The following is a 24,447-nucleotide window of genomic DNA, read 5'->3' as shown; positions in this document are numbered from 1 at the left end:
GTACAGACGACGCATAGGGGACATAGTGCTCGACGTCAACTTCTTCGACGAGCTGCGTATCGGCCTCGCCACCGCCGACGACATCCGTCAGTGGTCGCACGGTGAGGTCAAGAAGCCTGAGACGATCAACTACCGCACCCTGAAGCCGGAAAAGGACGGGCTCTTCTGCGAGAAGATCTTCGGTCCGCAGCGGGACTGGGAGTGCTACTGCGGTAAGTACAAGCGGGTCCGGTTCAAGGGCATCATCTGCGAGCGCTGCGGCGTCGAGGTGACCCGGTCGAAGGTGCGGCGCGAGCGAATGGGTCACATCGAGCTCGCCGCGTCGGTGACCCACATCTGGTACTTCAAGGGCGTGCCGAGCCGGCTGGGCTACCTGCTGGACCTGGCCCCCAAGGATCTCGAAAAGATCATCTACTTCGCCTCGTACGTCGTGACCAGCGTGGACGCCGAGTCGCGTCACCGTGACCTCTCGACGATCGAGAACGAGATCCTCGCCGAGAAGCGGCAGGCCGAGAACAGCCGCGACTCGGAGATCGAGAAGCGCGCCACCAAGCTCGAGGCCGACCTGGCCGAGCTGGAGGCCGAGGGTGCCAAGGCGGACGTCCGGCGCAAGGTCAAGGAGGGCGGAGAGCGCGAGATGCGCCAGATCCGCGACCGGGCCCAGCGCGAGATCGACCGCCTGGACGAGGTGCTGGACACCTTCCGCAAGCTGGAGCCGAAGCAGCTCGTCACCGACGAACTGCTCTACCGCGAGCTGCGGGACCGCTTCGGCGAGTACTTCACCGGCGGCATGGGCGCCGAGGCCATCAAGGCGCTGGTGCAGAACATGGACCTCGGCGCCGAGGCCGAGAACCTGCGCGAGACCATCCGCTCCGGCAAGGGTCAGCGCAAGATCCGCGCGCTCAAGCGGCTCAAGGTCGTCGCGGCGTTCCTGAACACCCGCAACTCGCCGCTCGGCATGGTGCTCGACTGCGTCCCGGTCATCCCGCCGGACCTGCGCCCGATGGTGCAGCTCGACGGCGGTCGCTTCGCGACCTCCGACCTGAACGACCTGTACCGCCGCGTGATCAACCGGAACAACCGCCTCAAGCGGCTGATCGACCTCGGCGCCCCCGAGATCATCGTCAACAACGAGAAGCGAATGCTCCAGGAGGCCGTCGACGCGCTGTTCGACAACGGCCGCCGCGGCCGGCCGGTCACCGGGCCGGGCAACCGCCCGCTGAAGTCGCTCTCCGACATGCTCAAGGGCAAGCAGGGCCGGTTCCGGCAGAACCTGCTGGGCAAGCGCGTCGACTACTCCGGCCGTTCGGTCATCGTGGTCGGCCCGAAGCTCAAGCTGCACCAGTGCGGCCTGCCCAAGCAGATGGCGCTGGAGCTGTTCAAGCCGTTCGTGATGAAGCGGCTGGTCGACCTCAACCACGCGCAGAACATCAAGTCCGCCAAGCGGATGGTCGAGCGGCAGCGGCCGGTCGTCTGGGACGTGCTGGAAGAGGTCATCGGCGAGCACCCGGTCCTGCTGAACCGGGCGCCGACCCTGCACCGCCTGGGCATCCAGGCCTTCGAGCCGCAGCTCGTCGAGGGCAAGGCCATCCAGATCCACCCGCTGGTCTGCACCGCGTTCAACGCCGACTTCGACGGTGACCAGATGGCGGTGCACGTGCCGCTGTCCGCCGAGGCCCAGGCCGAGGCACGGATCCTGATGCTGTCGTCCAACAACATCCTCAAGCCGGCCGACGGCAAGCCGGTCACCATGCCCACCCAGGACATGGTCATCGGCCTCTACCACCTCACCCACCTCACCGCGAGTGAGAAGGGCGAGGGCCGGGCGTTCAGCTCGGACGCCGAGGCGCGGATGGCGTACGACAACGGCGAACTGCACCTGCAGGCCCCGGTGAAGATCCGCCTGCGGGGCGTGGTCGGGGTCGACAACGGCGCCGGCGCCGAGGCGTGGACCGCCCCGGAGGGCTGGACCGAGGGCGAGGCGCTGACCGTCGAGACGACCCTCGGCCGGGTGCTGTTCAACGAGACGCTGCCGCAGGGCTACCGCTTCGTGAACTACGAGATCCGCAAGGGTCAGCTCTCCGCGATCGTCAACGACCTCGCCGAGCGCTTCCCCAAGGTGGCGCTGGCCGCCACCCTGGACGGGCTCAAGGAGGCCGGCTTCCACTGGGCCACCTGGTCCGGCGTGACGATCGGCATGGAGGACGTCATCGCGCCGCCGCGCAAGCGGGAGATCCTGGCGCGGTACGAGAAGGAAGCCGACCAGATCGACAAGCAGTACCAGCGCGGTCTGATGACCTCGGAGGAGCGTCGCGGCGAGCTCATCCAGATCTGGACCAACGCGACCAACGAGGTCGCCAAGGAGATGGACACCGCGCTGCCGCAGGAGAACCCGCTGTGGAAGATGATCCACTCGGGCGCCCGCGGTAACCTGCTCCAGCTCCGGCAGATCGCGGCGATCCGTGGTCTGGTGGCGAACCCGAAGGGCGAGATCATCCCGCGGCCGATCAAGGCCAGCTACCGGGAGGGTCTGTCCGTGCTGGAGTACTTCATCTCCACGCACGGTGCCCGTAAGGGCCTCGCGGACACCGCCCTGCGGACCGCCGACTCGGGTTACCTGACCCGTCGTCTGGTGGACGTCTCGCAGGACGTCATCATCCGCGAGGAGGACTGCGGCACGGACCGGGCCATCCCGATGCAGATCGGTGACCGGCGCGACAGCAAGCTGGTGGTGCACGAGCACGCGGAGACCAGCGTGCACGCCCGTACGCTGGCCGACGACATCAAGGGGCCGGACGGCGTCGTCGTCGCCGAGCGGGGCCAGGACCTCAACTCGATCCTGGTCGACAGGATCGTCGCCGCCGGGACCGAGACGGTCCGGGTGCGCAGCGTGCTGACCTGCGAGTCGAAGCTGGGCGTCTGCGCGGCCTGCTACGGCCGGTCGCTGCCGACCGGCAAGTCGGTCGACATCGGCGAGGCGGTCGGCATCATCGCCGCCCAGTCGATCGGTGAGCCGGGCACGCAGCTGACGATGCGTACCTTCCACACCGGTGGTGTCGCGGGTGAGGACATCACCCAGGGTCTGCCGCGTGTCCAGGAGATCTTCGAGGCCCGGGTCCCGAAGGGCAAGGCGCCCATCGCCGACACCCCCGGTCGGATCCGGATCGAGGACGGCGAGCGGTCGCGGAAGATCATCGTGGTGCCGGACGACGGCAGCGACGAGATCGTCTACGACAAGATCTCGAAGCGGGTCAAGCTGCGGACCCACGACGGCGGTCACGTCGCGGTCGGCGAGAAGCTGACCGAGGGCACCATCGACCCGCACGAGCTTCTGCGGATCATGGGACCGCGGGCGGTCCAGGTCCACCTGACCAGTGAGGTCCAGGAGGTCTACCGCTCGCAGGGTGTGCTCATCCACGACAAGCACATCGAGATCATCATCCGCCAGATGCTCAAGCGGGTGACGGTGATCGATTCCGGCGCGACCGAGTTCCTGCCGGGCGTGCTGGTCGACCGGGCGCTGTTCGAGTCGGAGAACCGCCGACTCGTCTCCGAGGGCGGCGAGCCCGCCGCCGGCCGCCCGGTGCTCATGGGTATCACCAAGGCCTCGCTGGCCACCGATTCCTGGCTCTCGGCGGCCTCCTTCCAGGAGACCACCCGGGTGCTGACCGACGCGGCGATCAACTCGCGCAGCGACTCGCTCGTCGGCCTCAAGGAGAACGTGATCATCGGTAAGCTCATCCCGGCCGGTACCGGCATCAGCAAGTACCGCAACGTCCGGGTGGAGCCGACCGAGGAGGCGAAGGCCAAGGTCTACTCGATGACCGGCTACCCGGAGACCGACTACGGCTTCGGGCCGGCCAGCGGCCAGGCGGTTCCGCTGGACGACTTCGACTTCGGGTCGTACCGCTAGGCAGCACGATCGACGAGGCCCCCGGCATCCGCCGGGGGCCTCGTCGTGTCCGGGGGTCGGGGTGGGCCGTGCGGGCGCGGTGGCGGTGCGCAGCGGGGCATGATGGGGGGCATGACGACCGCACCCGGGCAGGCGCCCGTCGCCCCGCCGGGGCCGCCCCGCCACCCGCTCGACCCCGACCCGGCCCGGGCCACCAAGGCGCGGGCGGTCTTCGCACTGGGGCTGATCGGCGCGTTGACCGGTCTGTTCGTCGGCGGCGTGGTGCCGGCCACGCTGGCCCTCCAGCTGGCCCGTCAGGCGCGCCGGGAGGCGTACGCCTCGGGGGGTTTCCTGACCGGTTCGGCCTGGCTGCGGCGGGGGGAGCGGCTGGCCTGGACGGGCCTGGTGCTGGTGGCCGTGAGCGTGGTGACCGCGGTGGTGCTCGGGGTGGTCCGGCTCGCCGACACGCCCTACGGGCAGGACTTCGCCCCGAACGTGGACTGACCCGCCGCCGCAGGGACGGTTCACGCCGGGCGCGGGCGGTCGGCCCGGCGGCGGTAGCCTGGCCGGTGTCCCTCGCGCGGCGGTGGACGCCGAGACGTCGACAGGAGGACCCGTGACGGATCCGGCGCGCTACCCGGGCGGCGATCCCGTGGCGCACCCCGCCGCGAACCCGCAGGCCGCACCGCCCGGCCAGCCGGGCTGGACGCGACCCGACGGGGGGCGGGACACCCCGTCCCCGGGGTATCCGCCGCCGGGACCGTCGTGGGGCGCCCCGCCGCCGGTTCGGGTGACGCACCCGGGTGCCGGCTGGGGTGCCGCGCCCGCGGGCCCGTCGCCCGCCGGCTGGGGCCCGGCCCCGCCGCCGCCCCCGCGCGAGGCCGCCCGGCCGCCGAAGCGGGTCGACCCGGTCGCGGGCACGCCGTTCGGTGTGGTGCAGCTCGACGTGCCGCCGGTCACCTCCGGCCTGGCCCTGGGTTCCCTGGTGGCCGGCGTCGTCTCGACGCTCGTCGCGCTCCTGGTGATCTGCCTCGGGGCGGTCGCCAGCTCGGGCGGCGCCTGGGCTGCCGGCGCCGTCACGGTGCTGGGCGTGCTGACCGGCGCGGGAGCGGGCGTGGCCGGACTGCTGGGGCTGCGGCAGATCCGCCGCCCGGCGGGGCCGCCGGCGGTCCGGTTCACCGGGCGTGGCCTGGCGGTGGCCGGGATCAGCTGTGGCGCGGCGGGGCTGCTGCTCAGCCTTCTCGGCCTGGGGCTGGCGTTGCTGTTGGCGCTCGGCTGACCCCGGCGGCCCGCACGCGGGCGTGACGGGGTCGACGGGGCCGGTCCGTACGGAAGCCGGTACACTTGCCCCGGTAGGTGCCCATCACGGGCGGGCTCGGGCCCGGTAGGTGCCCACCACGGGCAAGTAGGCGCTACGGGTTCGATCGGCGGGCGGTGGACGTCCCGCCAGCCGCTCCGTTTTGACCTGTGCGGTTGTGGTAGGTACTCTTTCCCCTTGCGCCCGGGCGTGCCCGGGCGACTCGTGCGTGCGCTGGATCCGGTGAGCCGGAGATCGCGTGGGAGCACGACAAAGCCACAGACCCGGCGCGCGGCCTGCCGTGCACCGGGGCAGGACCCGGTCGACACGCGCAAGCGTCGGCGCCGGGACCGTGACTCGGGCGACACGCCCGACCGCGGGTGCCGGGACGCCGCGAGGCGGCCCTGGCCGAAATGTAGGAGAGTCGGCTATCAGGTCGGCTACGGCAGACGGCGCGGCCGCCACCAGGCGGTCGAAGGGAGCGGAGAAACCCGGTGCCCACGATCCAGCAGCTGGTCCGAAAGGGCCGCCAGGCAAAGACGAGCAAGACCAAGACCCCGGCGCTGAAGGGTTCCCCTCAGCGGCGCGGCGTGTGCACCCGCGTGTACACCACCACCCCCAAGAAGCCGAACTCGGCGCTGCGCAAGGTCGCTCGTGTCAAGCTCAGCAGCCAGATCGAGGTGACCGCCTACATCCCGGGCGTCGGCCACAACCTGCAGGAGCACTCGATCGTGCTCGTCCGCGGCGGCCGGGTGAAGGACCTCCCCGGCGTGCGGTACAAGATCGTCCGCGGTTCGCTGGACACCCAGGGTGTCCGCAACCGCAAGCAGGCGCGCAGCCGTTACGGCGCGAAGAAGGAGAAGAGCTGACATGCCGCGTAAGGGACCCGCTCCGCGGAATCCGCTGGTCGCTGACCCGGTGTACAACTCGCCGCTGGTCACCCAGCTGGTGAACAAGATCCTCATGCGCGGTAAGCGTCAGCTCGCCGAGCGCATCGTCTACGCCGCCCTCGAGGGCTGCCGCGAGAAGTCCGGCACCGACCCGGTCGTCACCCTCAAGCGGGCGATGGACAACGTCAAGCCGACCCTCGAGGTCCGTAGCCGCCGCGTCGGTGGCGCCACCTACCAGGTTCCGGTCGAGGTGCGCCCCTCCCGGGCCACCACCCTGGGCCTGCGCTGGCTGGTCACCTACTCTCGCGCCCGCCGCGAGAAGACCATGATCGAGCGGCTGATGAACGAGCTGCTGGACGCGAGCAACGGTCTGGGTGCCGCCGTCAAGCGGCGCGAGGACACGCACAAGATGGCCGAGTCCAACAAGGCCTTCGCGCACTACCGCTGGTAACACCCTGGTTCCGGCGCCCTCGTGGCGCCGGAACCGCCACCAGTTGTGTCGAGACGACGATAAGTAGGGATTGAAGTGGCCGCCGCAGACGCGCTCGCCAACGTACGCAACATCGGCATCATGGCGCACATCGATGCCGGTAAGACCACGACCACTGAGCGGATCCTGTTCTACACCGGTATCACGTACAAGATCGGTGAGGTCCACGAGGGCGCTGCCGTCATGGACTGGATGGAGCAGGAGCAGGAGCGTGGCATCACCATCACCTCCGCTGCCACCAAGTGTGAGTGGAAGGGCCACACGATCCAGATCATCGACACGCCCGGCCACGTCGACTTCACGGTCGAGGTCGAGCGGTCGTTGCGGGTGCTGGACGGTGCGGTCGCGGTCTACGACGGTGTCGCTGGCGTGGAGCCCCAGACGGAGAACGTCTGGCGCCAGGCCGACAAGTACAACGTCCCTCGGATGTGCTTCGTCAACAAGCTCGACCGGACCGGTGCCGACTTCTTCCGCTGCGTGCAGATGATGATCGACCGGCTCAACGCCACGCCGCTGGTGCTCCAGATCCCGATCGGTGCCGAGTCCGACTTCATCGGCGTGGTCGACCTGGTCGAGATGCGCGCGCTCACCTGGCGCGGGGAGACCCAGAAGGGTGACGACTACGCGATCGAGGAGATCCCGGCCGACCTCGCCGACTCCGCTGCGGAGTGGCGCGAGAAGCTGGTCGAGACCCTGGCCGACGTCGACGACGCGGTGATGGAGAAGTACCTGGAGGGCGAGGAGATCTCCGTCGAGGAGATGAAGGCCGCCATCCGCCGGTCCACCATCGCCGGCAAGGCCAACCCGGTCCTCACCGGCACGGCCTTCAAGAACAAGGGCATCCAGCCGATGCTGGACGCGGTCGTCGCGTACCTTCCGTCGCCGCTGGACATCCCGGCGATCGAGGGCCTGGCCACCGACGGCGAGACCCCGCTGGTGCGTAAGCCGTCGGCCGCCGAGCCGTTCGCCGGCCTGGCCTTCAAGATCCAGACAGACAAGCACCTCGGCAAGCTCACCTACGTGCGGATCTACTCCGGCACGCTCGAGTCCGGCTCCCAGGTGGTCAACTCCACCAAGGACCGCAAGGAGCGGATCGGCAAGATCTACCAGATGCACGCCAACAAGCGGGAAGAGCGCGCCTCGGCCCAGGCCGGCGACATCATCGCGGTGCAGGGTCTGAAGCAGACCACCACGGGTGACACCCTCTGCGACCCGGCGAAGCAGGTCATCCTGGAGTCGATGACCTTCCCGGAGCCGGTCATCGAGGTCGCCATCGAGCCGAAGACCAAGGCCGACCAGGAGAAGCTCAGCACCGCCATCCAGCGGCTGGCCGAGGAGGACCCGACCTTCCGCGTCAAGCTGGACGACCAGACCGGTCAGACGGTCATCTCCGGCATGGGCGAGCTGCACCTGGACATCCTGGTCGACCGGATGCGCCGCGAGTTCAACGTCGAGGCCAACATCGGCAAGCCGCAGGTGGCCTACCGCGAGACCATCCGCCGCAAGGTGGAGAAGGTCGAGTACACCCACAAGAAGCAGACCGGCGGTTCCGGCCAGTACGCCCGGGTGATCATCGCCCTGGAGCCGCTGCCGCTGGGCAACGACGCCCCGACCTACGAGTTCTCGAACGCCGTGACCGGTGGCCGCATCCCCCGGGAGTTCATCCCGTCGGTGGACGCGGGCGCGCAGGACGCCATGCAGTACGGCATCCTCGCCGGCTTCCCCCTGGTGGGCGTCAAGCTCACCCTGGTGGACGGCCAGTACCACGACGTCGACTCGTCGGAGATGGCGTTCAAGATCGCCGGCTCGATGGCGATGAAGGAGGCGGCCCGCAAGGCCGACCCCGCGCTGCTCGAGCCGATGATGGCTGTTGAGGTCACCACTCCGGAGGAGAACATGGGTGACGTCATCGGCGACATCAACTCCCGCCGCGGCATCATCCAGGCGATGGAGGAGCGCAACGGCGCCCGCGTCGTCCGGGCCCTGGTGCCGTTGTCGGAGATGTTCGGCTACGTCGGCGACCTGCGGTCGAAGACCCAGGGCCGGGCTAGCTACAGCATGCAGTTCGACTCCTACGCCGAGGTTCCGTCCTCGGTCGCGAAGGAGATCATCGCCAAGGCGACGGGTGAGTGACCCTCACCTGAAGTGAGCGACGATCCGGGGCGGTCGCGGGAGGATTTTCCCGCCCGCGACCACCTCGGTCGGGATGCGTGAGACCGGGCCTGTAGGCTTCATCGCCGCAGAACCCACCAAAGCTCTCCGGCCGCAGGCCGGAAAGGCTGTCGACAGAGTCCTAGCGCCGACCGGCGCGCCGGGGCGAACGAACCAAGAAGTCCACAGGAGGACCCAGTGGCGAAGGCTAAGTTCGAGCGGACTAAGCCGCACGTCAACATCGGCACCATTGGTCACATCGACCACGGTAAGACGACGCTGACGGCGGCCATCACCAAGGTCCTGCACGACCAGTACCCGGACCTGAACCCTTACACGCCGTTCGACGAGATCGACAAGGCGCCGGAGGAGAAGGCCCGCGGCATCACGATCTCGATCGCACACGTCGAGTACCAGACCGAGTCGCGGCACTACGCGCACGTCGACTGCCCCGGTCACGCCGACTACATCAAGAACATGATCACCGGTGCCGCGCAGATGGACGGCGCGATCCTGGTGGTCGCGGCGACCGACGGCCCGATGCCGCAGACCCGCGAGCACGTGCTGCTGGCCCGCCAGGTCGGCGTGCCGTACATCGTCGTGGCGCTCAACAAGAGCGACATGGTCGATGACGAGGAGCTCCTGGAGCTCGTCGAGCTCGAGGTCCGTGAGCTGCTCTCGGCGCAGGAGTACCCGGGTGACGACCTGCCGGTCGTCCAGGTCTCCGCGCTGAAGGCGCTCGAGGGCGACCCGGTGTGGACCGAGAAGCTGCTCGAGCTGATGAACGCGGTCGACACCGCGATTCCGCAGCCGGAGCGCGAGACCGAGAAGCCGTTCCTCATGCCCGTCGAGGACGTGTTCACGATCACCGGTCGTGGCACCGTCGTCACCGGTCGCGTCGAGCGCGGCGTCCTGCTCCCGAACGAGGACGTCGAGGTTGTCGGCATCCGGGAGAAGGGCTTCAAGACCAAGGTCACCGCGATCGAGATGTTCCGGAAGACCCTGGACGACGCCCGCGCAGGTGAGAACGTCGGCCTGCTGCTGCGTGGCACCAAGCGCGAGGACGTCGAGCGCGGCATGGTGGTCGTCAAGCCGGGCACCACGACCCCGCACACCGAGTTCGAGGCGACCGTCTACATCCTCGGCAAGGAGGAGGGCGGCCGGCACACGCCGTTCTTCCAGAACTACCGTCCGCAGTTCTACTTCCGGACCACGGACGTCACCGGCGTCGTCACGCTGCCCGAGGGCACCGAGATGGTCATGCCGGGCGACAACACCACCATGACGGTGAAGCTGATCCAGCCCATCGCCATGGAGGAGAACCTCAAGTTCGCGATCCGCGAGGGTGGCCGCACCGTCGGCGCCGGGTTCGTCACCAAGATCATCAAGTGAGCTAGGTAACCCCGATTAGGCCTGCCGCCGGTCGTGCGGCATACTAGTCAGGTTGCGTAACGACAGTTCGCTGCCCGTGTTCGGCTCGCGCTGAACCTCCGGGTGGCAGGCAGTCGAGCGTAGGGTGGTTGGCGGCCCGTTCGCCAACCACCCTCGCACGGCGTTCAGGTCGCGGTAGGTGCGATCGGCGCCTTGACCCACGCGCGGTCAGAGTCGCTCCGGAGTCCCGGGGCGGAGCCTGGTCCGAGGGCGCGACACGCCCGACCGCGGGGGTCGGCGAAGTGGGCCTGTGCCAGCCGGTGCAGGCGCCCGCAACACAGCGGCATCGAGAGAAGGAACAGAAGCCACCATGGCGGGACAGAAGATCCGCATCCGGCTCAAGGCCTATGACCACGAGGTCGTCGACTCCTCGGCTCGGAAGATCGTCGAGACGGTGACGCGTACCGGGGCGCAGGTCGCGGGCCCGGTGCCGCTGCCCACGGAGATCAACCGTTTCTGCGTCATCCGCTCGCCGCACAAGTACAAGGACTCGCGCGAGCACTTCGAGATGCGCACGCACAAGCGGCTGATCGACATCATCGACCCGACCCCGAAGACGGTCGACTCGCTCATGCGCCTCGACCTGCCGGCTGGCGTCGACATCGAGATCAAGCTGTAGGGACCGGACAAATGGACAGGCAAGTCAAGGGGATCCTGGGCGCCAAGCTCGGCATGACCCAGGTCTGGGACAACAACCGTGTTGTCCCGGTGACCGTGGTCGAGGCCGGCCCGTGCGTCATCAGCCAGGTTCGTAGCGCCGAGAAGGACGGTTACTCCGCGGTCCAGCTCGCGTACGGCACGATCGACCCGCGCAAGGTCAAGAAGCCGATCAGCGGGCACTACGCGAAGGCCGACGTCGCGCCGCGCCGGCACATCGTCGAGTTGCGCACCAGCGACGCCGGCGAATACTCGCTCGGCCAGGAGATCACGGTCGAGGAGTTCCCGGTCGGCGTCTCCATCGACGTGACCGGCAAGACCAAGGGCAAGGGCTACGCCGGCCCGATGAAGCGACACGGCTTCCACGGTCTGCGCGCCAGCCACGGTGTCGAGCGCAAGCACCGCTCGCCGGGCTCCATCGGCGCCTGCGCCACCCCGGGTCGTGTCTTCAAGGGCACCCGGATGGCCGGCCGGATGGGTGGCGTGCGCTACACCGTCCAGAACCTGACCGTCCAGGCGGTCGACACCGAGAACAACCTCCTGCTCGTCCGTGGTGCCATTCCCGGCCCCAAGGGCGCGCTGGTCCTGGTCCGTGCCGCGGCCAAGACCAAGGCGAAGAAGGGCGGTGCGGCCAAGTGACCACCGTTGACGTCCTCACCGTCGAAGGCTCCAAGAGCAGCTCGGTCGAGCTGCCCGCCGACATCTTCGACGTCCAGGCCAACCTCGCGCTGATGCACCAGGTCGTGGTGGCGCAGCTCGCGGCGGCCCGGCAGGGCACGCACAAGGTCAAGACCCGCGGCGAGGTCGCCGGTGGCGGCAAGAAGCCGTACAAGCAGAAGGGCACCGGTCGCGCCCGGCAGGGCTCGATCCGCGCGCCGCAGTTCGCCGGCGGTGGCGTCGTGCACGGCCCCGTGCCGCGCGACTACAGCCAGCGGACCCCGAAGAAGATGAAGGTCGCCGCCCTGCGTGGCGCCCTCTCCGACCGGGCCCGCGCCGGGCAGGTGCACGTCGTCGAGGCGTTCGTCTCGGGTGAGAAGCCGTCGACCAAGGCCGCCCTGGCCACGCTGGCGAAGCTGACCGAGGCCCGTCGGGTCCTGGTCGTGCTGAGCAGCACCGACGAGCTGAACTGGGTGTCGCTGCGCAACGAGCCGCGGGCGCACCTGATCGAGGCCGGCCAGCTCAACACGTACGACGTGCTGGTGGCCGACGACGTGGTCTTCACCAAGGACGCCCTGGACGAGTTCCTGGGTGTTCCCGCCGAGACCACCGAGGAGGGTGGCAAGTGAGCACCATCGCCGACCCGCGCGACATCATCGTGGCGCCGGTCGTCTCGGAGAAGAGCTACAGCGAGCTGAACCGGAACTGGTACACCTTCCTGGTGCACCCGGACGCGAACAAGACCGAGATCAAGATTGCGATCCAGCAGATCTTCGATGTCCGCGTCCTGACGGTCAACACGCTCAACCGCCAGGGCAAGCGCAAGCGGACCAAGACCGGTTTCGGGCAGCGTAAGGCCACCAAGCGGGCGATCGTGAAGCTGGCTGACGGTGACCGTATCGAGGCCTTCGGCGGCCCGGTCAGCTGAGGGGTGTAGACAATGGCTATTCGTAAGTACAAGCCGACGACGCCGGGCCGGCGTGGCTCCAGCGTCGCCGACTTCGCTGAGATCACCCGGTCGACGCCCGAGAAGTCGCTGCTGGCTCCGCTGCCGAAGAAGGGCGGGCGTAACGCCCACGGCCGGATCACCGCGCGGCACCAGGGTGGCGGACACAAGCGCCAGTACCGTCTGATCGACTTCAAGCGGGTCGACAAGGACGGCGTGCCGGCGAAGGTCGCGCACATCGAGTACGACCCGAACCGCACCGCGCGCATCGCGCTGCTGCACTACGCCGACGGCGAGAAGCGCTACATCCTCGCGCCGAAGGACATCAAGCAGGGCGACCGCGTCGAGTCCGGTCCCGGGGCGGACATCAAGCCGGGCAACAACCTGCCGCTGCGCAACATCCCGGTCGGCACCACGATCCACAACGTGGAGCTGCGTCCGGGCGGCGGCGCCAAGCTGGCCCGTTCGGCCGGCGTCGGCATCCAGCTGCTCGGCCGCGAGGGCGTGTACGCGACCCTGCGTATGCCGTCCGGCGAGATCCGGCGGGTCGACGTCCGCTGCCGCGCGAGCGTCGGCGAGATCGGCAACGCCGACCAGTCGAACATCAACTGGGGCAAGGCCGGCCGGATGCGGTGGAAGGGCAAGCGCCCGACCGTCCGTGGTGTCGCGATGAACCCGGTCGACCACCCGCACGGTGGTGGTGAGGGTAAGACCTCCGGTGGTCGCCACCCGGTCAACCCGCAGGGTAAGCCCGAGGGCCGTACCCGTCGTAAGGGCCAGCCGAGTGACCGGCTGATCGTCCGCCGTCGCTACGCCACGCGTAAGCGCGGCTGAGGGAGATAAGACATGCCTCGCAGCCTGAAGAAGGGCCCGTTCATCGACGACCACCTGCTCAAGAAGGTGGAGACGCAGAACGACAAGGGCTCTAAGAACGTCATCAAGACCTGGTCGCGGCGCTCGACGATCATCCCGGAGATGCTGGGTCACACGATCGCCGTGCACGACGGACGCAAGCACGTCCCGGTGTTCGTGACCGAGGCGATGGTCGGGCACAAGCTCGGCGAGTTCGCGCTGACCCGCACGTTCAAGGGTCACGAGAAGGACGACCGGAAGAGCCGTCGGCGCTGACGCCGCGGGCATACGGATAGAGGAACAAGGGGTTACAGCGATGCCAGGAAAGGGCGACGCTCCGGTGCTTCCGGGCGCGCGGGCGGTTGCGCGGCACGTGCGCATCTCGCCGATGAAGGCGCGCCGGGTGGTCAACCTCGTCCGCGGCCTGCCCGCGAAGGAGGCGCTCACGGTGCTGCAGTTCGCGCCGCAGGCTGCGAGCGAGCAGGTATACAAGGTGCTCGCGAGCGCGATTGCCAACGCGGAGAACAACGAGCGGCTGGACCCCGACGCGCTGCTCGTCAGCGAGGCGTTCGTCGACGAGGGCCCGACCATGAAGCGGTTCCAGCCGCGGGCGCAGGGCCGGGCGTACCGGATCCGCAAGCGCACCTGCCACATCACCGTCGTGGTCGAGGCGGTGGCGCCGGCAGCGCCGAAGAAGGCGGCCGCCAAGAAGGCGGCGCCGGCGAAGCAGGCGGAGCCGGTCGAGACGCAGAGCAAGACGGAGGGCGCCGAGTAATGGGTCAGAAGGTTCACCCGCACGGGTTCCGGCTCGGCATCTCGACCGACTGGAAGTCCCGCTGGTTCGCGGACAAGCTCTACAAGGACTACATCGGCGAGGATGTCAAGATCCGCCGCATGATGTCCACGGGGCTCGAGCGTGCCGGCATCTCCAAGGTCGACATCGAGCGCACCCGCGACCGGGTCCGCGTCGACATCCACACCGCCCGGCCGGGCATCGTCATCGGCCGTAAGGGTGCGGAGGCCGACAAGATCCGCGGCAAGCTCGAGAAGCTGACCGGCAAGCAGGTCCAGCTGAACATCATCGAGGTGAAGAACCCCGAGTCGGACGCGCAGCTCGTCGCCCAGGGTGTGGCCGAGCAGCTCTCCAGCCGGGTGAGCTTCCGTCGGGCGATGCGCAAGGCCATGCAGTCCGCGATGAAGAACCCGGTCTGCAAGGGCATCCGGGTCCAGGTCTCGGGTCGTCTCGGCGGCGCCGAGATGAGCCGGACCGAGTTCTACCGCGAGGGCCGGGTGCCGCTGCACACGCTGCGGGCCAACATCGAGTACGGCTTCTTCGAGGCCCGTACGAGCTTCGGCCGGATCGGCGTGAAGGTCTGGATCTACAAGGGCGACGCGGTGCCGGGTCGGGAGACTCCGGCCGAGGCTCCGTCGCGCCCGCGCCGTGACCGTGGCGACCGTCCCGAGCGTCCGCGCCGTGGCCGTTCCGGCTCGTCCGGCACGACCGCCGGCGGCACCGAGGCCGGCAGGGCCGCCGCCGCGACGACGATCGCGCAGCAGGCCGAGACGCCGAGTGGTGACGCGGTGGATCCCGCCGCCGTCGCCGCCGCGGCAGAAACGCAGCAGGAGGGCTGACAGATGCTGATGCCGCGCAAGCCCCCGAAGGGCTTCCGCAAGCCGCACCACCCGGACCGCAGTGGCGCGTCCAAGGGTGGTAACCGGGTGGTGTTCGGCGAGTTCGGGATCCAGGCTCTCGAGCCGGCGTACGTGACGAACCGCCAGATCGAGTCGGCGCGTATCGCGATGACCCGCCACATCAAGCGTGGTGGCAAGGTCTGGATCACGATCTTCCCGGACCAGGCCCTCACCAAGAAGCCGGCCGAGACCCGGATGGGTTCCGGTAAGGGTTCGCCCGAGTGGTGGGTCGCCAACGTGAAGCCAGGGCGGGTTCTCTTCGAGATGTCCTTCCCGAACGAGCAGATCGCGCGAGAGGCTATGCGTCGCGCGATCCACAAGCTCCCGATGAAGTGCCGCATTGTTACGCGCGAAGTGGGTGAATCCTGATGGCAGCGGGCGTTAAGGCCTCCGAGCTGCGTGAGCTCTCCGAGGAGGAGCTGGTCACGAAGCTGCGCGAGGCCAAGGCGGAGCTGTTCAACCTCCGCGTGCAGGCCGCGACCGGCCAGCTGGACAACAACCGGCGGCTGCAGGTCATCCGTCGGGAGATTGCCCGGATCTACACGATCATGCGTGAGCGCGAGCTGGGTCTCTCGGTCGCGCCGACTGAGGTGACTGCATCATGAGCGAGAACACCACCACCGCCGACGCGCGGGCCCGCCGTAAGGTGCGTGAGGGCCTCGTGGTCAGCGACAAGATGGACAAGACCGTCGTCGTCGAGGTCGAGGACAGGGTCAAGCACGCGCTCTACGGCAAGATCATGCGCCGTACGCGCAAGCTGAAGGTCCACGACGAGCAGAACGCCGCCGGCACCGGCGACCGGGTCATGATCATGGAGACCCGGCCGCTGTCCGCCACGAAGCGGTGGCGGATCGTGGAGATCCTGGAAAAGGCCAAGTAGCGAAGGCTCGAGCTCGTCCGGCGTCAGCCGGGCGCGGGTTCCGCCAGGCTCCGGCCGCCGTGCGCGGCCGGAGAACCGGCAGACATAGGAGATAGACGTGATTCAGCAGGAGTCGCGACTGCGCGTCGCCGACAACACGGGTGCCAGGGAGATCCTGTGCATCCGGGTTCTCGGTGGCTCCGGTCGGCGCTACGCGAGCATTGGCGACGTCATCGTGGCCACCGTCAAGGACGCTATCCCGGGTGCCGGTGTGAAGAAGGGCGACGTCGTCAAGGCGGTCGTCGTTCGCACCGCCAAGGAGAGGCGGCGGCCGGACGGTTCGTACATCCGCTTCGACGAGAACGCCGCCGTCATCATCAAGGACGGCGGGGACCCGCGCGGTACCCGTATCTTCGGCCCGGTGGGTCGGGAGCTGCGGGACAAGCGGTTCATGAAGATCATCTCTCTCGCGCCGGAGGTGTTGTGACCGTGAAGGTCAAGAAGGGCGACACGGTCGTCGTCATCGCCGGCAAGGACAAGGGTGCCAAGGGTAAGGTCATCACGGCCTACCCGCGGCAGGACAAGGTCCTGGTCGAGGGCGTGAACCGGGTCAAGAAGCACACCCGCATCAGCACCACCCAGCGTGGCGCCAAGACCGGTGGCATCGTCACCCAGGAGGCCCCGATCCACGTCTCGAACGTGCAGGTCCTGGACTCCGACGGCAAGCCGACCCGCGTCGGTTACCGGATCGACGAAAACGGCCAGAAGGTCCGCATCGCGCGTAGCACCGGTAAGGACCTGTGATGACCACGGCTACGGAAAGCAAGACCATGCCGCGACTCAAGGAGCGGTACCGCAACGAGATCGTGGCCAAGCTGCAGGAGCAGCACAGCTTCGGCAACCCCATGCAGGTGCCGCGGCTGGTCAAGATCGTCGTCAACATGGGTGTCGGCGAGGCAGCCCGGGACGCCAAGCTGATCGACGGCGCCGTCCGGGACCTGGCCACCATCACCGGCCAGAAGCCGCAGGTGCGTCGGGCGACCAAGTCCATCGCGCAGTTCAAGCTCCGCGAGGGCATGCCGATCGGTGCGAAGGTGACCCTTCGCGGCGATCGGATGTGGGAGTTCCTGGACCGGCTGCTGTCGATCGCGCTCCCGCGTATCCGTGACTTCCGCGGCCTGGACGGGCGCAAGCTCGACGGGCACGGCAACTACACGTTCGGCCTGACCGAGCAGTCGGTGTTCCACGAGATCGACCAGGACAAGATCGATCGGCAGCGGGGCATGGACATCACGGTGGTCACGACCGCCACGACCGACGACGAGGGCCGGGCGCTGCTCAAGCTTCTGGGCTTCCCGTTCAAGGAGAACTGAGATGGCCAAGAAGGCGCTGATCCACAAGGCGGCCGCGAAGCCGAAGTTCTCGGTTCGCGCCTACACCCGCTGCCAGCGGTGCGGGCGTCCCAAGGCGGTCTACCGCAAGTTCGGTCTCTGCCGGATCTGCATCCGGGAGATGGCCCACCGCGGTGAGCTGCCGGGCGTTTCCAAGGCATCCTGGTAAGGGCGACCGCGTCCCGGCCGTCGGGCCGGGACCCCTTGCACCGATCACGTATTGCTCTTCGCCGTAGGCCCGGGGCGGAAGGCCCCGGGAACCCCGGCGAGAAAGGCTGACGAAATCCATGACGATGACCGACCCGATCGCAGACATGCTCACGCGTCTGCGTAACGCCAACCAGGCGTACCACGACCGGGTGACGATGCCCTACTCGAAGATCAAGGCGAACATCGCCGAGGTCCTCAAGGCTGAGGGCTACATCGCCACCTGGTCGGCCGAGGAGCCCGAGGAGGGTGCCGTCGGCAAGCGACTGGTCGTCGAACTGAAGTATGGCCAGAACCGGGAGCGGAGCCTGGCCGGCATCAAGCGTGTGTCCAAGCCCGGTCTGCGGGTTTACGCCAAGTCGGACGGGCTCCCGCGGGTGCTCGGCGGGCTGGGCGTGGCGATCATTTCGACGTCCCAGGGGCTGCTCACCGACCGGCAGGCCCGCAAGCGGAGCGTTGGCGGGGAAGTCCTCGCCTTCGTCTGGTAACGGGAGACAGGTAGAAATGTCGCGTATTGGACGTAAGTCGATCCCGGTGCCAGCCGGCGTCGATATCACGATCGACGGGCAGACCGTCAAGGTCAAGGGCCCGAAGGGCGAGCTCTCGCACACCCTGGCCGAGCCGATCACGGTCGACCGGGCCGAGGACGGGCAGCTGAACGTCAACCGCCCGAACGACGAGCGCAAGGCCAAGGAACTGCACGGCCTCAGCCGTACCCTGGTCGCCAACATGATCGTCGGTGTCACCGAGGGCTACCGCAAGAGCCTGGAGATCGCCGGCACCGGTTACCGCGTGACCGCCAAGGGCAAGGACCTGGAGTTCGCGCTCGGGTTCTCGCACCCGGTGCTGGTCCCGGCCCCGGACGGCATCACCTTCACGGTGGAGAAGCCGACGGTGTTCCACGTGGCCGGCATCGACAAGCAGCTCGTCGGTGAGGTCGCCGCCAACATCCGGAAGATCCGCCCGCCGGAGCCCTACAAGGGCAAGGGCGTGAAGTACCAGGGCGAGGTCATCCGCCGCAAGGCCGGAAAGGCAGGTAAGAAGTGAGCGCCACGCTGCTCAAGCGCCGCCGCGGCGTCGCCGCCAAGCGCGCCGTCGGGCGTGCGCGCCGACACTTCCGGGTCCGCAAGAACGTCAGCGGCACCGCCGAGCGTCCCCGCCTCGTCGTCACCCGTTCCCTGCGGCACATGGTCGCCCAGATCGTGGACGACACCAAGGGTCACACCCTTGCGTCGGCCTCGACCCTGGACGCCTCGCTGCGCGGCACGGAGGGCGACAAGCGGGCCCTGGCCGGCAAGGTCGGCGCTCTGCTCGCCGAGCGGGCCAAGGCCGCGGGCGTCGCCAAGGTCGTCTTCGACCGCGGTGGCAACCGGTACGCGGGGCGCGTCGCCGCGCTTGCCGATGCCGCCCGCGAAGCCGGGCTCGAGTTCTAGAAACCCCGTCACGAGAGATAAGGAAGGCTGCTGATGCCAGGTCAACAGCGCCGTGGCGGCGGGTCCGGTGGCAACGAGGGTGGTCGCCGCGACAACCGCCGTGAGGGCGGCCGCGGAAACGCGCCCGTCGAGAAGACCCCGCACCTCGAGCGGGTCGTCGCGATCAACCGCGTCGCCAAGGTCGTGAAGGGTGGTCGTCGCTTCAGCTTCACCGCCCTGGTGATCGTGGGCGACGGCGACGGCACCGTCGGTGTGGGCTACGGAAAGGCCAAGGAGGTGCCCGCGGCGATCGCCAAGGGCGTCGAGGAGGCCAAGAAGCACTTCTTCAAGGTTCCGCGGATCGCCGCGTCGATCCCGCACCCGGTGACGGGTGAGGCCGCGGCCGGTGTGGTGCTGCTCAAGCCGGCTTCCGCCGGTACGGGTGTCATCGCCGGTGGTCCGGTGCGTGCCGTGCTGGAGTGCGCGGGCATCCACGACGTGCTCTCCAAGAGCCTCGGTTCGTCGAACCCGATCAACATCGTGCACGCCACTGTGGCGGCGCTGAAGGGGCTCGAGTCCCCGGAGGCTGTCGCGGCCCGTCGTGGCCTGCCGGTCGAGGACGTCGCGCCGGCCGCCATGCTGGCGTCGCGGGCGGGGGTGGCATCCTGATGGCTCGCCTGAAGGTCACCCAGGTCCGGTCCGGGATCGGGACCAAGCAGAACCAGCGTGACTCGCTGCGTTCGCTCGGTCTCAAGCGGATCAACGACGTGGTGGTCAAGGAGGACCGTCCGGAGATCCGCGGCATGATCTTCACGGTCAACCACCTCGTGAAGGTCGAGGAGGTCGAGTAATGACGATCAAGGTCCACCACCTGCGCCCGGCGCCCGGTGCCAAGACCGCCAAGACCCGTGTGGGTCGCGGTGAAGGCTCCAAGGGCAAGACCGCCGGTCGCGGTACCAAGGGTTCCAAGGCCCGCAAGAACATCTCGGCGGCGTTCGAGGGTGGGCAGATGCCCATCCACATGCGCCTGCCGAAGATGAAGGGCTTCAAGAACAAGTTCAAGGTGGTCTTCCAGGTGGTCAACCTGGACCGGCTCGCCGAACTGTTCCCGAACGGCGGCGAGGTCGGCCCGCTGGAGCTCGTCGAGTCCGGCGCGGTCCGCAAGGGTCACCCGGTCAAGGTCCTCGGCACCGGGGACCTCGGCGGGATCGCCCTCCAGGTGTCGGCGCACGCGTTCAGCGCGTCGGCCAAGGAGAAGATCGCCGCTGCCGGTGGCTCCGCCACCGAGCTGTAGGCACGTATCACCCGTGGCGCCCGCTCAGTTGTCGCAACTGGGCGGGCGCCATGCTCTGCCCGGCGGATGTGCTCCGGGTAACATCGGATTCGGTTTATGTAGCCGGGCACATCTGCCCGGACCGGGATCGGGCTGTTAGAGTCCCTTCCCAGCCACGGATATCGGGCGCTCGCCCGGTGTCCACCCCGACCGCCAGGGATCACCGGCGGCCCGCCTCGCGCAGGAGGAAGAAAGTTGCTGTCCGCCTTTCTCAGTGCGTTCCGTACGCCTGACCTGCGCAAGAAGCTGCTGTTCACAGTAGGCATCATTGCGGTCTACCGGCTCGGGGCGACGCTGCCCAGCCCGGGCGTCTCGTACGGCAACGTCCAGAAGTGTCTCGACACCCTGCAGGACGGCTCCACCGGGGTGTTGAACCTGCTCAACCTCTTCTCCGGCGGAGCGCTGCTGCAGCTCTCGGTCTTCGCGCTGGGCATCATGCCCTACATCACCGCGTCGATCATCCTGCAGCTGTTGACCGTGGTGATCCCCCGGCTGGAGCAGCTCCGCAAGGAGGGCCAGTCCGGCCAGGCCAAGATCACCCAGTACACCCGCTACCTGACGCTGGGCCTCGGTGTCCTGCAGGCGTCGGCGTTCGTGGCGCTGGCCCGCTCCGGGCAGCTCTTCAACAACCAGTGCGACCAGTTCCCGATCATCCCCACGGGGACCGGCATCCCGGACTGGCTGACGCTGACCCTCCTGGTCATGACGATGACCGCCGGCACCGGCATGGTGATGTGGCTCGGCGAGCTGATCACGGACCGCGGCGTCGGCAACGGCATGTCCGTCCTGATCTTCACCTCGATCGCCGCCCGGCTCCCCAGCGAGGGCTGGCAGATCAAGCAGACCGGCGGCTGGGGCAAGTTCCTGCTCGTCATCGCGCTGGTCCTGGTGGTCATCACCGCGGTCACCTTCATCGAGCAGGCGCAGCGCCGCATCCCGGTGCAGTACGCCAAGCGCATGATCGGCCGGCGGATGTACGGTGGCACCTCGACCTACATCCCGCTGAAGGTCAACCAGGCGGGTGTCATCCCGGTCATCTTCGGTTCGTCGCTGCTCTACCTGCCGCAGCTGGCGCTGCAGTTCTTCGACCAGAACGACCCGGGCAAGACCCAGGCGTGGATCCAGAACAACCTGGTCGACCCGACCAGCCCGATCTACATCGTGGTCTACTTCCTGCTGATCATCTTCTTCACGTACTTCTACGTCTCGATCACGTTCAACCCGACCGAGGTCGCGGACAACATGAAGAAGTACGGCGGCTTCGTGCCGGGCATCCGCCCCGGCAAGCCGACCGCCGACTACCTCGACTTCATCCTCAGCCGCATCACGCTGCCGGGCGCGCTCTACCTGGGCATCATCTCGATCCTGCCGAACTTCTTCTTCATCTGGCTGGACAAGCAGCAGTACCTGAACTTCCCGTTCGGCGGCACCGCTGTGCTGATCATGGTCGGCGTCGGTCTGGAGACCACGAAGCAGATCGAGAGCCAACTGATGCAGCGGAACTACGAAGGGTTCCTGCGGTAGATGAGACTCGTTCTGGTTGGCCCGCCGGGTGCGGGCAAGGGCACGCAGGCCGAGTTCGTCGCCGCGCACCTCTCGGTCCCGAAGATCTCGACCGGCGACATCTTCCGGTCGAACGTCACGCAGGGCACCCCGCTGGGGGTCGAGGCGAAGCGCTACATGGACGCCGGCGAGCTGGTGCCCGACGAGGTGACCATCAACATGGTCCGGGACCGGCTCGCCGAGCCGGACGCCGCCGAGGGCTTCCTGCTCGACGGCTTCCCGCGCACCACGCCGCAGGCCGCCGCGCTGGACAAGCTCCTCGCCGACCTGGGCACCGCGCTGGACCTGGTCCTGGAGCTGGTGGTGGACGACGACGAGGTGATCCGGCGGCTCTCCGGCCGGCGCACCTGCCGGGGCTGCGGCAAGATCTGGCACGTCGAGTTCGACGCCACCTCCCGCGAGGACGTCTGCGACCGGTGCGGCGCCGAGCTGTTCCAGCGTGACGACGACAAGCCGGAGACGATCGCCACCCGCCTGCGGGAATACACCGACAAGACCGCGCCGCTGGTCGACTACTACGGCGCCCAGGGCAAGCTGGTGGGCATCGACGCCACCGGCCCGGTGGAGGACGTCACCGTCCGCGCCATCGACGCCCTGCGCTCGTACGGCGGCTGACGCCCGGCGTTGCACGCGGATAGAGTGCGAAGAGCGGGGTACGTCCGACGTGCCCCGTTCTTCGGCTTCGGCAACGAAAGGTAACGGCTCCATGCGTCGTCCCCAGCTGGACATCCAGCTGAAGACCCCTGATCAGATCGAGAAGATGCGCGCCGCCGGGCTGGTGGTCGCCGAGGCGCTGCGGCGCATGCGGGAGGCGGTCGCTCCCGGGGTCAGCACCGCCGACCTGGACGCCATCGCCGAGTCGACCATCCGCGAGGCCGGCGCCGTGCCCTCGTTCAAGGGCTACCACGGCTTTCCCGCGTCGATCTGCTCGTCCGTCAACGAGCAGGTCGTGCACGCCATCCCGTCGGCCACGCAGGTGCTCCGCGACGGCGACGTGATCTCCATCGACTGCGGTGCGGTGCTGGACGGTTGGCACGGGGACGCGGCCATCACCGTGGCGGTGGGCGAGGTCGACCCGGCGCTGCTGACGATGACGGCGGTCGCCGAGGACGCCATGTGGGCGGGTATCGCCGCCGCCGCCCGGGGCGCGGCCAGCGGCAAGGGCCGGCTCACCGACATCTCGCACGCCGTGGAGAGCGCGGTCCGCAAGGGCGGCCGGTACGGCATCGTCGACGGCTACGGCGGGCACGGCATCGGCACCGAGATGCACCAGGACCCGCACGTGCTCAACCACGGGCGACCGGGCAAGGGTCCCCGACTGGTGCCGGGCATGGCGCTGGCCATCGAGCCCATGATCACGCTTGGCTCGCCCCGGACGGTCGAGTTCTCCGACGGCTGGACCGTCGTCACCCGGGACCGGTCGATGGCGGTGCACGTCGAGCACACGATGGCGCTGCTCGCCGACGGCGTCTGGGTGCTCACCGCGCCGGACGGCGGCCGGGGCCGGCTCGGCGAGCTGGTCACCTCCCGCCAGCCGGCGGACTCGTCGACCCGCTGAGGTCGCGCTGAGGGCGTTCGCGCCCTGGGCTGCGGTCCGTGCCCGGGGCCGCGTGTCCCGGGCCGCCTGGGGCCCGGGTGAGGGCGGGAACCCGTACTGGTGGGGCGGTGGCATGCTGGCGGGTATGCGGGAGAGCGACGGAATGCGGGCCGCCGACGCGGACCGTCAGGTGGTGGCCGAGCGGCTGCGGGTGGCCGTGGACGAGGGCCGGCTGGACCTGCACGAGTACGACGAGCGGCTGCAACGGGCGTACGCGGCGCGCACGTACGGCGAGCTGAACGCCGTGGTCCGCGACCTGCCGGCGCCGGCGGGTCCGGCCGCGTCGGAGCTGGCCACGCTGCCGGGCCTGCCGGCGCCGGCCGTCGTGCCGGCGTCGACCTCGTCGGCGACCGCCCGTTGGCTGGCCGAGGTCTGGTTCCCCTACCTGCGCACGATCGCGATCGTGGTGAGCGTCTGGGCGGTGACCTCCGCGCTCTCCGGTGAGTTGTTCTACTTCTGGCCCGCCTGGGTGGCCGGGCCGTGGGGCGCGGTGCTGCTGGTGCGCACGGTCGCCGGTGTCACCGGGGGTGAGCCGCGGCGGTGGGCGGAGAAGCAGGACCGGCGGCGTGAGCGCCGGCTGGCCAAGCGGGCGCGCAAGCGTGAGCTGGCCGCCGCCGAGGCGCAGGGACAGCGGCGGGAACCGGCTTCCGCCGAGGGGGCCCGGGACCGGGAGTCGGTTCCCGCCGACGGGGAAGCGCCACGGCGGGAACCGGCCGGGGCGGGGGAGCAGCAGCCCGCGCCCCCGCCGGCGGACGCCCCCGCCGGGCGACTCCGGGAGCGGGATCAGGCCACGGAGGCCCCGCTCCGGGAGCGGGATCAGGCCACGGAGGCCCCGCTCCGGGGGCGGGATCAGGCCACGGCCGGCGGGGAACCTCAGCTCCGGGAGCGGGAGCCGGCCGGGGCCGGTGAACTGCGTGAGGAGCCGGGGCGGGGCACGCCGGGGGCCGGGCGGAGACGCCGGGGCGGGACGCTCGACGCCGGGGTGTGAATGGCCGGTTCCAGCCGGTTCGACGCACCGATCGCCGGCCGGTTTGGCGGCGGCCCTCGGGCCGGCGTACACTTTCTGATCGGCGCACAGCGTCCACTCCGGCATGCCCATCCTGCGCTTCGGTGGGAGTCGGAGCCGCGGC

The 24,447-nt window shown here is 69.0% G+C and carries 31 protein-coding genes and 1 pseudogene; all 32 read left to right on the top strand.

Annotated features, from left to right (window positions below; translation table 11 throughout):
• Positions 1 to 25 precede the first annotated feature (25 nt).
• Positions 26 to 3,913 carry a DNA-directed RNA polymerase subunit beta' gene (locus ACQ452_RS25045; RefSeq protein WP_433387824.1) on the top strand — a complete coding sequence of 1,296 codons (3,888 nt, stop codon included), beginning with the start codon at positions 26 to 28 and terminating at the stop codon, positions 3,911 to 3,913.
• Between the two features lie 111 nt (positions 3,914 to 4,024).
• The gene (locus tag ACQ452_RS25040; protein ID WP_433387822.1) at positions 4,025 to 4,396 is read left to right on the top strand and encodes a hypothetical protein; all 372 of its coding nucleotides are present in this window, start codon (positions 4,025 to 4,027) and stop codon (positions 4,394 to 4,396) included.
• A gap of 427 nt (positions 4,397 to 4,823) precedes the next feature.
• Complete coding sequence (locus ACQ452_RS25035; protein ID WP_433394402.1) at positions 4,824 to 5,171, top strand: hypothetical protein; 348 nt, start codon at positions 4,824 to 4,826, stop codon at positions 5,169 to 5,171.
• 512 nt (positions 5,172 to 5,683) lie between these two features.
• A complete protein-coding gene (gene rpsL, locus ACQ452_RS25030; protein ID WP_014440718.1) occupies positions 5,684 to 6,058 on the top strand; it encodes a 30S ribosomal protein S12 in 375 nt (124 codons plus the stop codon).
• Between the two features lies 1 nt (position 6,059).
• Entirely contained in the window at positions 6,060 to 6,530 is a 471-nt protein-coding gene (rpsG, locus tag ACQ452_RS25025) for a 30S ribosomal protein S7 (protein ID WP_433387820.1), read from the top strand.
• Between the two features lie 75 nt (positions 6,531 to 6,605).
• A complete protein-coding gene (gene fusA, locus ACQ452_RS25020; RefSeq protein ID WP_433387818.1) occupies positions 6,606 to 8,702 on the top strand; it encodes an elongation factor G in 2,097 nt (698 codons plus the stop codon).
• A gap of 216 nt (positions 8,703 to 8,918) precedes the next feature.
• On the top strand, positions 8,919 to 10,112 hold the full coding sequence (gene tuf, locus ACQ452_RS25015; protein WP_433387817.1) for an elongation factor Tu: 1,194 nt from the start codon (positions 8,919 to 8,921) through the stop codon (positions 10,110 to 10,112).
• Between the two features lie 349 nt (positions 10,113 to 10,461).
• A complete protein-coding gene (rpsJ, locus tag ACQ452_RS25010; RefSeq protein ID WP_007073037.1) occupies positions 10,462 to 10,770 on the top strand; it encodes a 30S ribosomal protein S10 in 309 nt (102 codons plus the stop codon).
• Between the two features lie 11 nt (positions 10,771 to 10,781).
• Positions 10,782 to 11,447, top strand: coding sequence for a 50S ribosomal protein L3 (rplC, locus tag ACQ452_RS25005; protein WP_433387815.1), 666 nt, complete (start codon positions 10,782 to 10,784; stop codon positions 11,445 to 11,447).
• Positions 11,444 to 12,094 (top strand): 50S ribosomal protein L4, encoded by a 651-nt coding sequence (rplD, locus tag ACQ452_RS25000; protein WP_433387813.1) that lies wholly within the window; start codon positions 11,444 to 11,446, stop codon positions 12,092 to 12,094. The genes rplC and rplD overlap by 4 nt, the downstream gene beginning before the upstream one ends.
• Complete coding sequence (gene rplW, locus ACQ452_RS24995; RefSeq protein WP_088998352.1) at positions 12,091 to 12,393, top strand: 50S ribosomal protein L23; 303 nt, start codon at positions 12,091 to 12,093, stop codon at positions 12,391 to 12,393. The genes rplD and rplW overlap by 4 nt, the downstream gene beginning before the upstream one ends.
• Positions 12,394 to 12,405: 12 nt before the next feature.
• Positions 12,406 to 13,245 carry a 50S ribosomal protein L2 gene (gene rplB, locus ACQ452_RS24990; protein ID WP_433387811.1) on the top strand — a complete coding sequence of 280 codons (840 nt, stop codon included), beginning with the start codon at positions 12,406 to 12,408 and terminating at the stop codon, positions 13,243 to 13,245.
• Positions 13,246 to 13,257: 12 nt separating this feature from the next.
• A complete protein-coding gene (gene rpsS / locus ACQ452_RS24985) occupies positions 13,258 to 13,539 on the top strand; it encodes a 30S ribosomal protein S19 (RefSeq protein WP_088647003.1) in 282 nt (93 codons plus the stop codon).
• Between the two features lie 40 nt (positions 13,540 to 13,579).
• Positions 13,580 to 14,038, top strand: coding sequence for a 50S ribosomal protein L22 (rplV, locus tag ACQ452_RS24980; RefSeq protein ID WP_433387809.1), 459 nt, complete (start codon positions 13,580 to 13,582; stop codon positions 14,036 to 14,038).
• Entirely contained in the window at positions 14,038 to 14,895 is an 858-nt protein-coding gene (gene rpsC, locus ACQ452_RS24975; protein ID WP_433387808.1) for a 30S ribosomal protein S3, read from the top strand. The genes rplV and rpsC overlap by 1 nt, the downstream gene beginning before the upstream one ends.
• A gap of 3 nt (positions 14,896 to 14,898) precedes the next feature.
• Positions 14,899 to 15,324: a 50S ribosomal protein L16 gene (rplP, locus tag ACQ452_RS24970; RefSeq protein ID WP_007465292.1), complete on the top strand. Its 426-nt coding sequence runs from the start codon at positions 14,899 to 14,901 to the stop codon at positions 15,322 to 15,324.
• Positions 15,324 to 15,560 carry a 50S ribosomal protein L29 gene (rpmC, locus tag ACQ452_RS24965; RefSeq protein WP_074472523.1) on the top strand — a complete coding sequence of 79 codons (237 nt, stop codon included), beginning with the start codon at positions 15,324 to 15,326 and terminating at the stop codon, positions 15,558 to 15,560. The genes rplP and rpmC overlap by 1 nt, the downstream gene beginning before the upstream one ends.
• Positions 15,557 to 15,835: a 30S ribosomal protein S17 gene (rpsQ, locus tag ACQ452_RS24960; RefSeq protein ID WP_433387805.1), complete on the top strand. Its 279-nt coding sequence runs from the start codon at positions 15,557 to 15,559 to the stop codon at positions 15,833 to 15,835. The genes rpmC and rpsQ overlap by 4 nt, the downstream gene beginning before the upstream one ends.
• A 97-nt stretch (positions 15,836 to 15,932) precedes the next feature.
• Complete coding sequence (gene rplN / locus ACQ452_RS24955) at positions 15,933 to 16,301, top strand: 50S ribosomal protein L14 (RefSeq protein ID WP_007465279.1); 369 nt, start codon at positions 15,933 to 15,935, stop codon at positions 16,299 to 16,301.
• A complete protein-coding gene (gene rplX, locus ACQ452_RS24950; protein ID WP_433387803.1) occupies positions 16,298 to 16,618 on the top strand; it encodes a 50S ribosomal protein L24 in 321 nt (106 codons plus the stop codon). The genes rplN and rplX overlap by 4 nt, the downstream gene beginning before the upstream one ends.
• Complete coding sequence (gene rplE, locus ACQ452_RS24945) at positions 16,618 to 17,187, top strand: 50S ribosomal protein L5 (protein WP_433387801.1); 570 nt, start codon at positions 16,618 to 16,620, stop codon at positions 17,185 to 17,187. The genes rplX and rplE overlap by 1 nt, the downstream gene beginning before the upstream one ends.
• A 1-nt stretch (position 17,188) precedes the next feature.
• A complete protein-coding gene (locus ACQ452_RS24940) occupies positions 17,189 to 17,374 on the top strand; it encodes a type Z 30S ribosomal protein S14 (RefSeq protein ID WP_433387799.1) in 186 nt (61 codons plus the stop codon).
• A 118-nt stretch (positions 17,375 to 17,492) separates the two neighbouring features.
• Positions 17,493 to 17,900 carry a 30S ribosomal protein S8 gene (gene rpsH / locus ACQ452_RS24935; protein WP_091451909.1) on the top strand — a complete coding sequence of 136 codons (408 nt, stop codon included), beginning with the start codon at positions 17,493 to 17,495 and terminating at the stop codon, positions 17,898 to 17,900.
• 16 nt (positions 17,901 to 17,916) lie between these two features.
• Positions 17,917 to 18,459: a 50S ribosomal protein L6 gene (gene rplF, locus ACQ452_RS24930; RefSeq protein WP_433387797.1), complete on the top strand. Its 543-nt coding sequence runs from the start codon at positions 17,917 to 17,919 to the stop codon at positions 18,457 to 18,459.
• Complete coding sequence (gene rplR / locus ACQ452_RS24925) at positions 18,456 to 18,845, top strand: 50S ribosomal protein L18 (RefSeq protein WP_433387796.1); 390 nt, start codon at positions 18,456 to 18,458, stop codon at positions 18,843 to 18,845. The genes rplF and rplR overlap by 4 nt, the downstream gene beginning before the upstream one ends.
• Before the next feature lie 33 nt (positions 18,846 to 18,878).
• Positions 18,879 to 19,493, top strand: a complete 615-nt coding sequence (rpsE, locus tag ACQ452_RS24920; RefSeq protein WP_132230907.1) for a 30S ribosomal protein S5 — start codon at positions 18,879 to 18,881, stop codon at positions 19,491 to 19,493.
• Positions 19,493 to 19,675, top strand: a complete 183-nt coding sequence (gene rpmD / locus ACQ452_RS24915; protein WP_074314584.1) for a 50S ribosomal protein L30 — start codon at positions 19,493 to 19,495, stop codon at positions 19,673 to 19,675. Before rpsE ends, rpmD begins: the two co-directional genes overlap by 1 nt.
• The gene (gene rplO, locus ACQ452_RS24910; protein ID WP_433387794.1) at positions 19,675 to 20,118 is read left to right on the top strand and encodes a 50S ribosomal protein L15; all 444 of its coding nucleotides are present in this window, start codon (positions 19,675 to 19,677) and stop codon (positions 20,116 to 20,118) included. Before rpmD ends, rplO begins: the two co-directional genes overlap by 1 nt.
• 234 nt (positions 20,119 to 20,352) lie before the next feature.
• Complete coding sequence (gene secY, locus ACQ452_RS24905; protein WP_433387792.1) at positions 20,353 to 21,681, top strand: preprotein translocase subunit SecY; 1,329 nt, start codon at positions 20,353 to 20,355, stop codon at positions 21,679 to 21,681.
• Positions 21,682 to 22,335 carry an adenylate kinase gene (locus tag ACQ452_RS24900; RefSeq protein WP_433387790.1) on the top strand — a complete coding sequence of 218 codons (654 nt, stop codon included), beginning with the start codon at positions 21,682 to 21,684 and terminating at the stop codon, positions 22,333 to 22,335.
• Positions 22,336 to 22,426: 91 nt separating this feature from the next.
• Positions 22,427 to 23,278, top strand: coding sequence for a type I methionyl aminopeptidase (gene map, locus ACQ452_RS24895; protein WP_433387788.1), 852 nt, complete (start codon positions 22,427 to 22,429; stop codon positions 23,276 to 23,278).
• 124 nt (positions 23,279 to 23,402) lie between these two features.
• Positions 23,403 to 23,948 (top strand): annotated as a pseudogene (locus tag ACQ452_RS24890) (DUF1707 SHOCT-like domain-containing protein); the annotation flags it as partial.
• Positions 23,949 to 24,447 lie beyond the last annotated feature (499 nt).

It is taken from the genome of Micromonospora sp. KLBMP9576 (assembly GCF_050941805.1).
Lineage (GTDB): Bacteria > Actinomycetota > Actinomycetes > Mycobacteriales > Micromonosporaceae > Micromonospora.
This window is presented reverse-complemented; position numbering and strand designations above follow the sequence as displayed.

Coding starts and splice junctions, on each gene's coding strand:
- ACQ452_RS24940 (WP_433387799.1), top strand. CDS start 17,189: ATGGCCAAGAAGGCGCTGATCCACAAGGCGGCCGCGAAGCCGAAGTTC.
- rpsH (WP_091451909.1), top strand. CDS start 17,493: ATGACGATGACCGACCCGATCGCAGACATGCTCACGCGTCTGCGTAAC.
- rpmC (WP_074472523.1), top strand. CDS start 15,324: ATGGCAGCGGGCGTTAAGGCCTCCGAGCTGCGTGAGCTCTCCGAGGAG.
- rpsE (WP_132230907.1), top strand. CDS start 18,879: ATGCCAGGTCAACAGCGCCGTGGCGGCGGGTCCGGTGGCAACGAGGGT.
- rplV (WP_433387809.1), top strand. CDS start 13,580: ATGCCAGGAAAGGGCGACGCTCCGGTGCTTCCGGGCGCGCGGGCGGTT.
- rplB (WP_433387811.1), top strand. CDS start 12,406: ATGGCTATTCGTAAGTACAAGCCGACGACGCCGGGCCGGCGTGGCTCC.
- rpmD (WP_074314584.1), top strand. CDS start 19,493: ATGGCTCGCCTGAAGGTCACCCAGGTCCGGTCCGGGATCGGGACCAAG.
- rplF (WP_433387797.1), top strand. CDS start 17,917: ATGTCGCGTATTGGACGTAAGTCGATCCCGGTGCCAGCCGGCGTCGAT.
- ACQ452_RS24900 (WP_433387790.1), top strand. CDS start 21,682: ATGAGACTCGTTCTGGTTGGCCCGCCGGGTGCGGGCAAGGGCACGCAG.
- rpsS (WP_088647003.1), top strand. CDS start 13,258: ATGCCTCGCAGCCTGAAGAAGGGCCCGTTCATCGACGACCACCTGCTC.
- rpsC (WP_433387808.1), top strand. CDS start 14,038: ATGGGTCAGAAGGTTCACCCGCACGGGTTCCGGCTCGGCATCTCGACC.
- rpsQ (WP_433387805.1), top strand. CDS start 15,557: ATGAGCGAGAACACCACCACCGCCGACGCGCGGGCCCGCCGTAAGGTG.
- rplC (WP_433387815.1), top strand. CDS start 10,782: ATGGACAGGCAAGTCAAGGGGATCCTGGGCGCCAAGCTCGGCATGACC.
- rpsG (WP_433387820.1), top strand. CDS start 6,060: ATGCCGCGTAAGGGACCCGCTCCGCGGAATCCGCTGGTCGCTGACCCG.
- rplE (WP_433387801.1), top strand. CDS start 16,618: ATGACCACGGCTACGGAAAGCAAGACCATGCCGCGACTCAAGGAGCGG.
- ACQ452_RS25040 (WP_433387822.1), top strand. CDS start 4,025: ATGACGACCGCACCCGGGCAGGCGCCCGTCGCCCCGCCGGGGCCGCCC.
- rplP (WP_007465292.1), top strand. CDS start 14,899: ATGCTGATGCCGCGCAAGCCCCCGAAGGGCTTCCGCAAGCCGCACCAC.
- rplO (WP_433387794.1), top strand. CDS start 19,675: ATGACGATCAAGGTCCACCACCTGCGCCCGGCGCCCGGTGCCAAGACC.
- rpsJ (WP_007073037.1), top strand. CDS start 10,462: ATGGCGGGACAGAAGATCCGCATCCGGCTCAAGGCCTATGACCACGAG.
- map (WP_433387788.1), top strand. CDS start 22,427: ATGCGTCGTCCCCAGCTGGACATCCAGCTGAAGACCCCTGATCAGATC.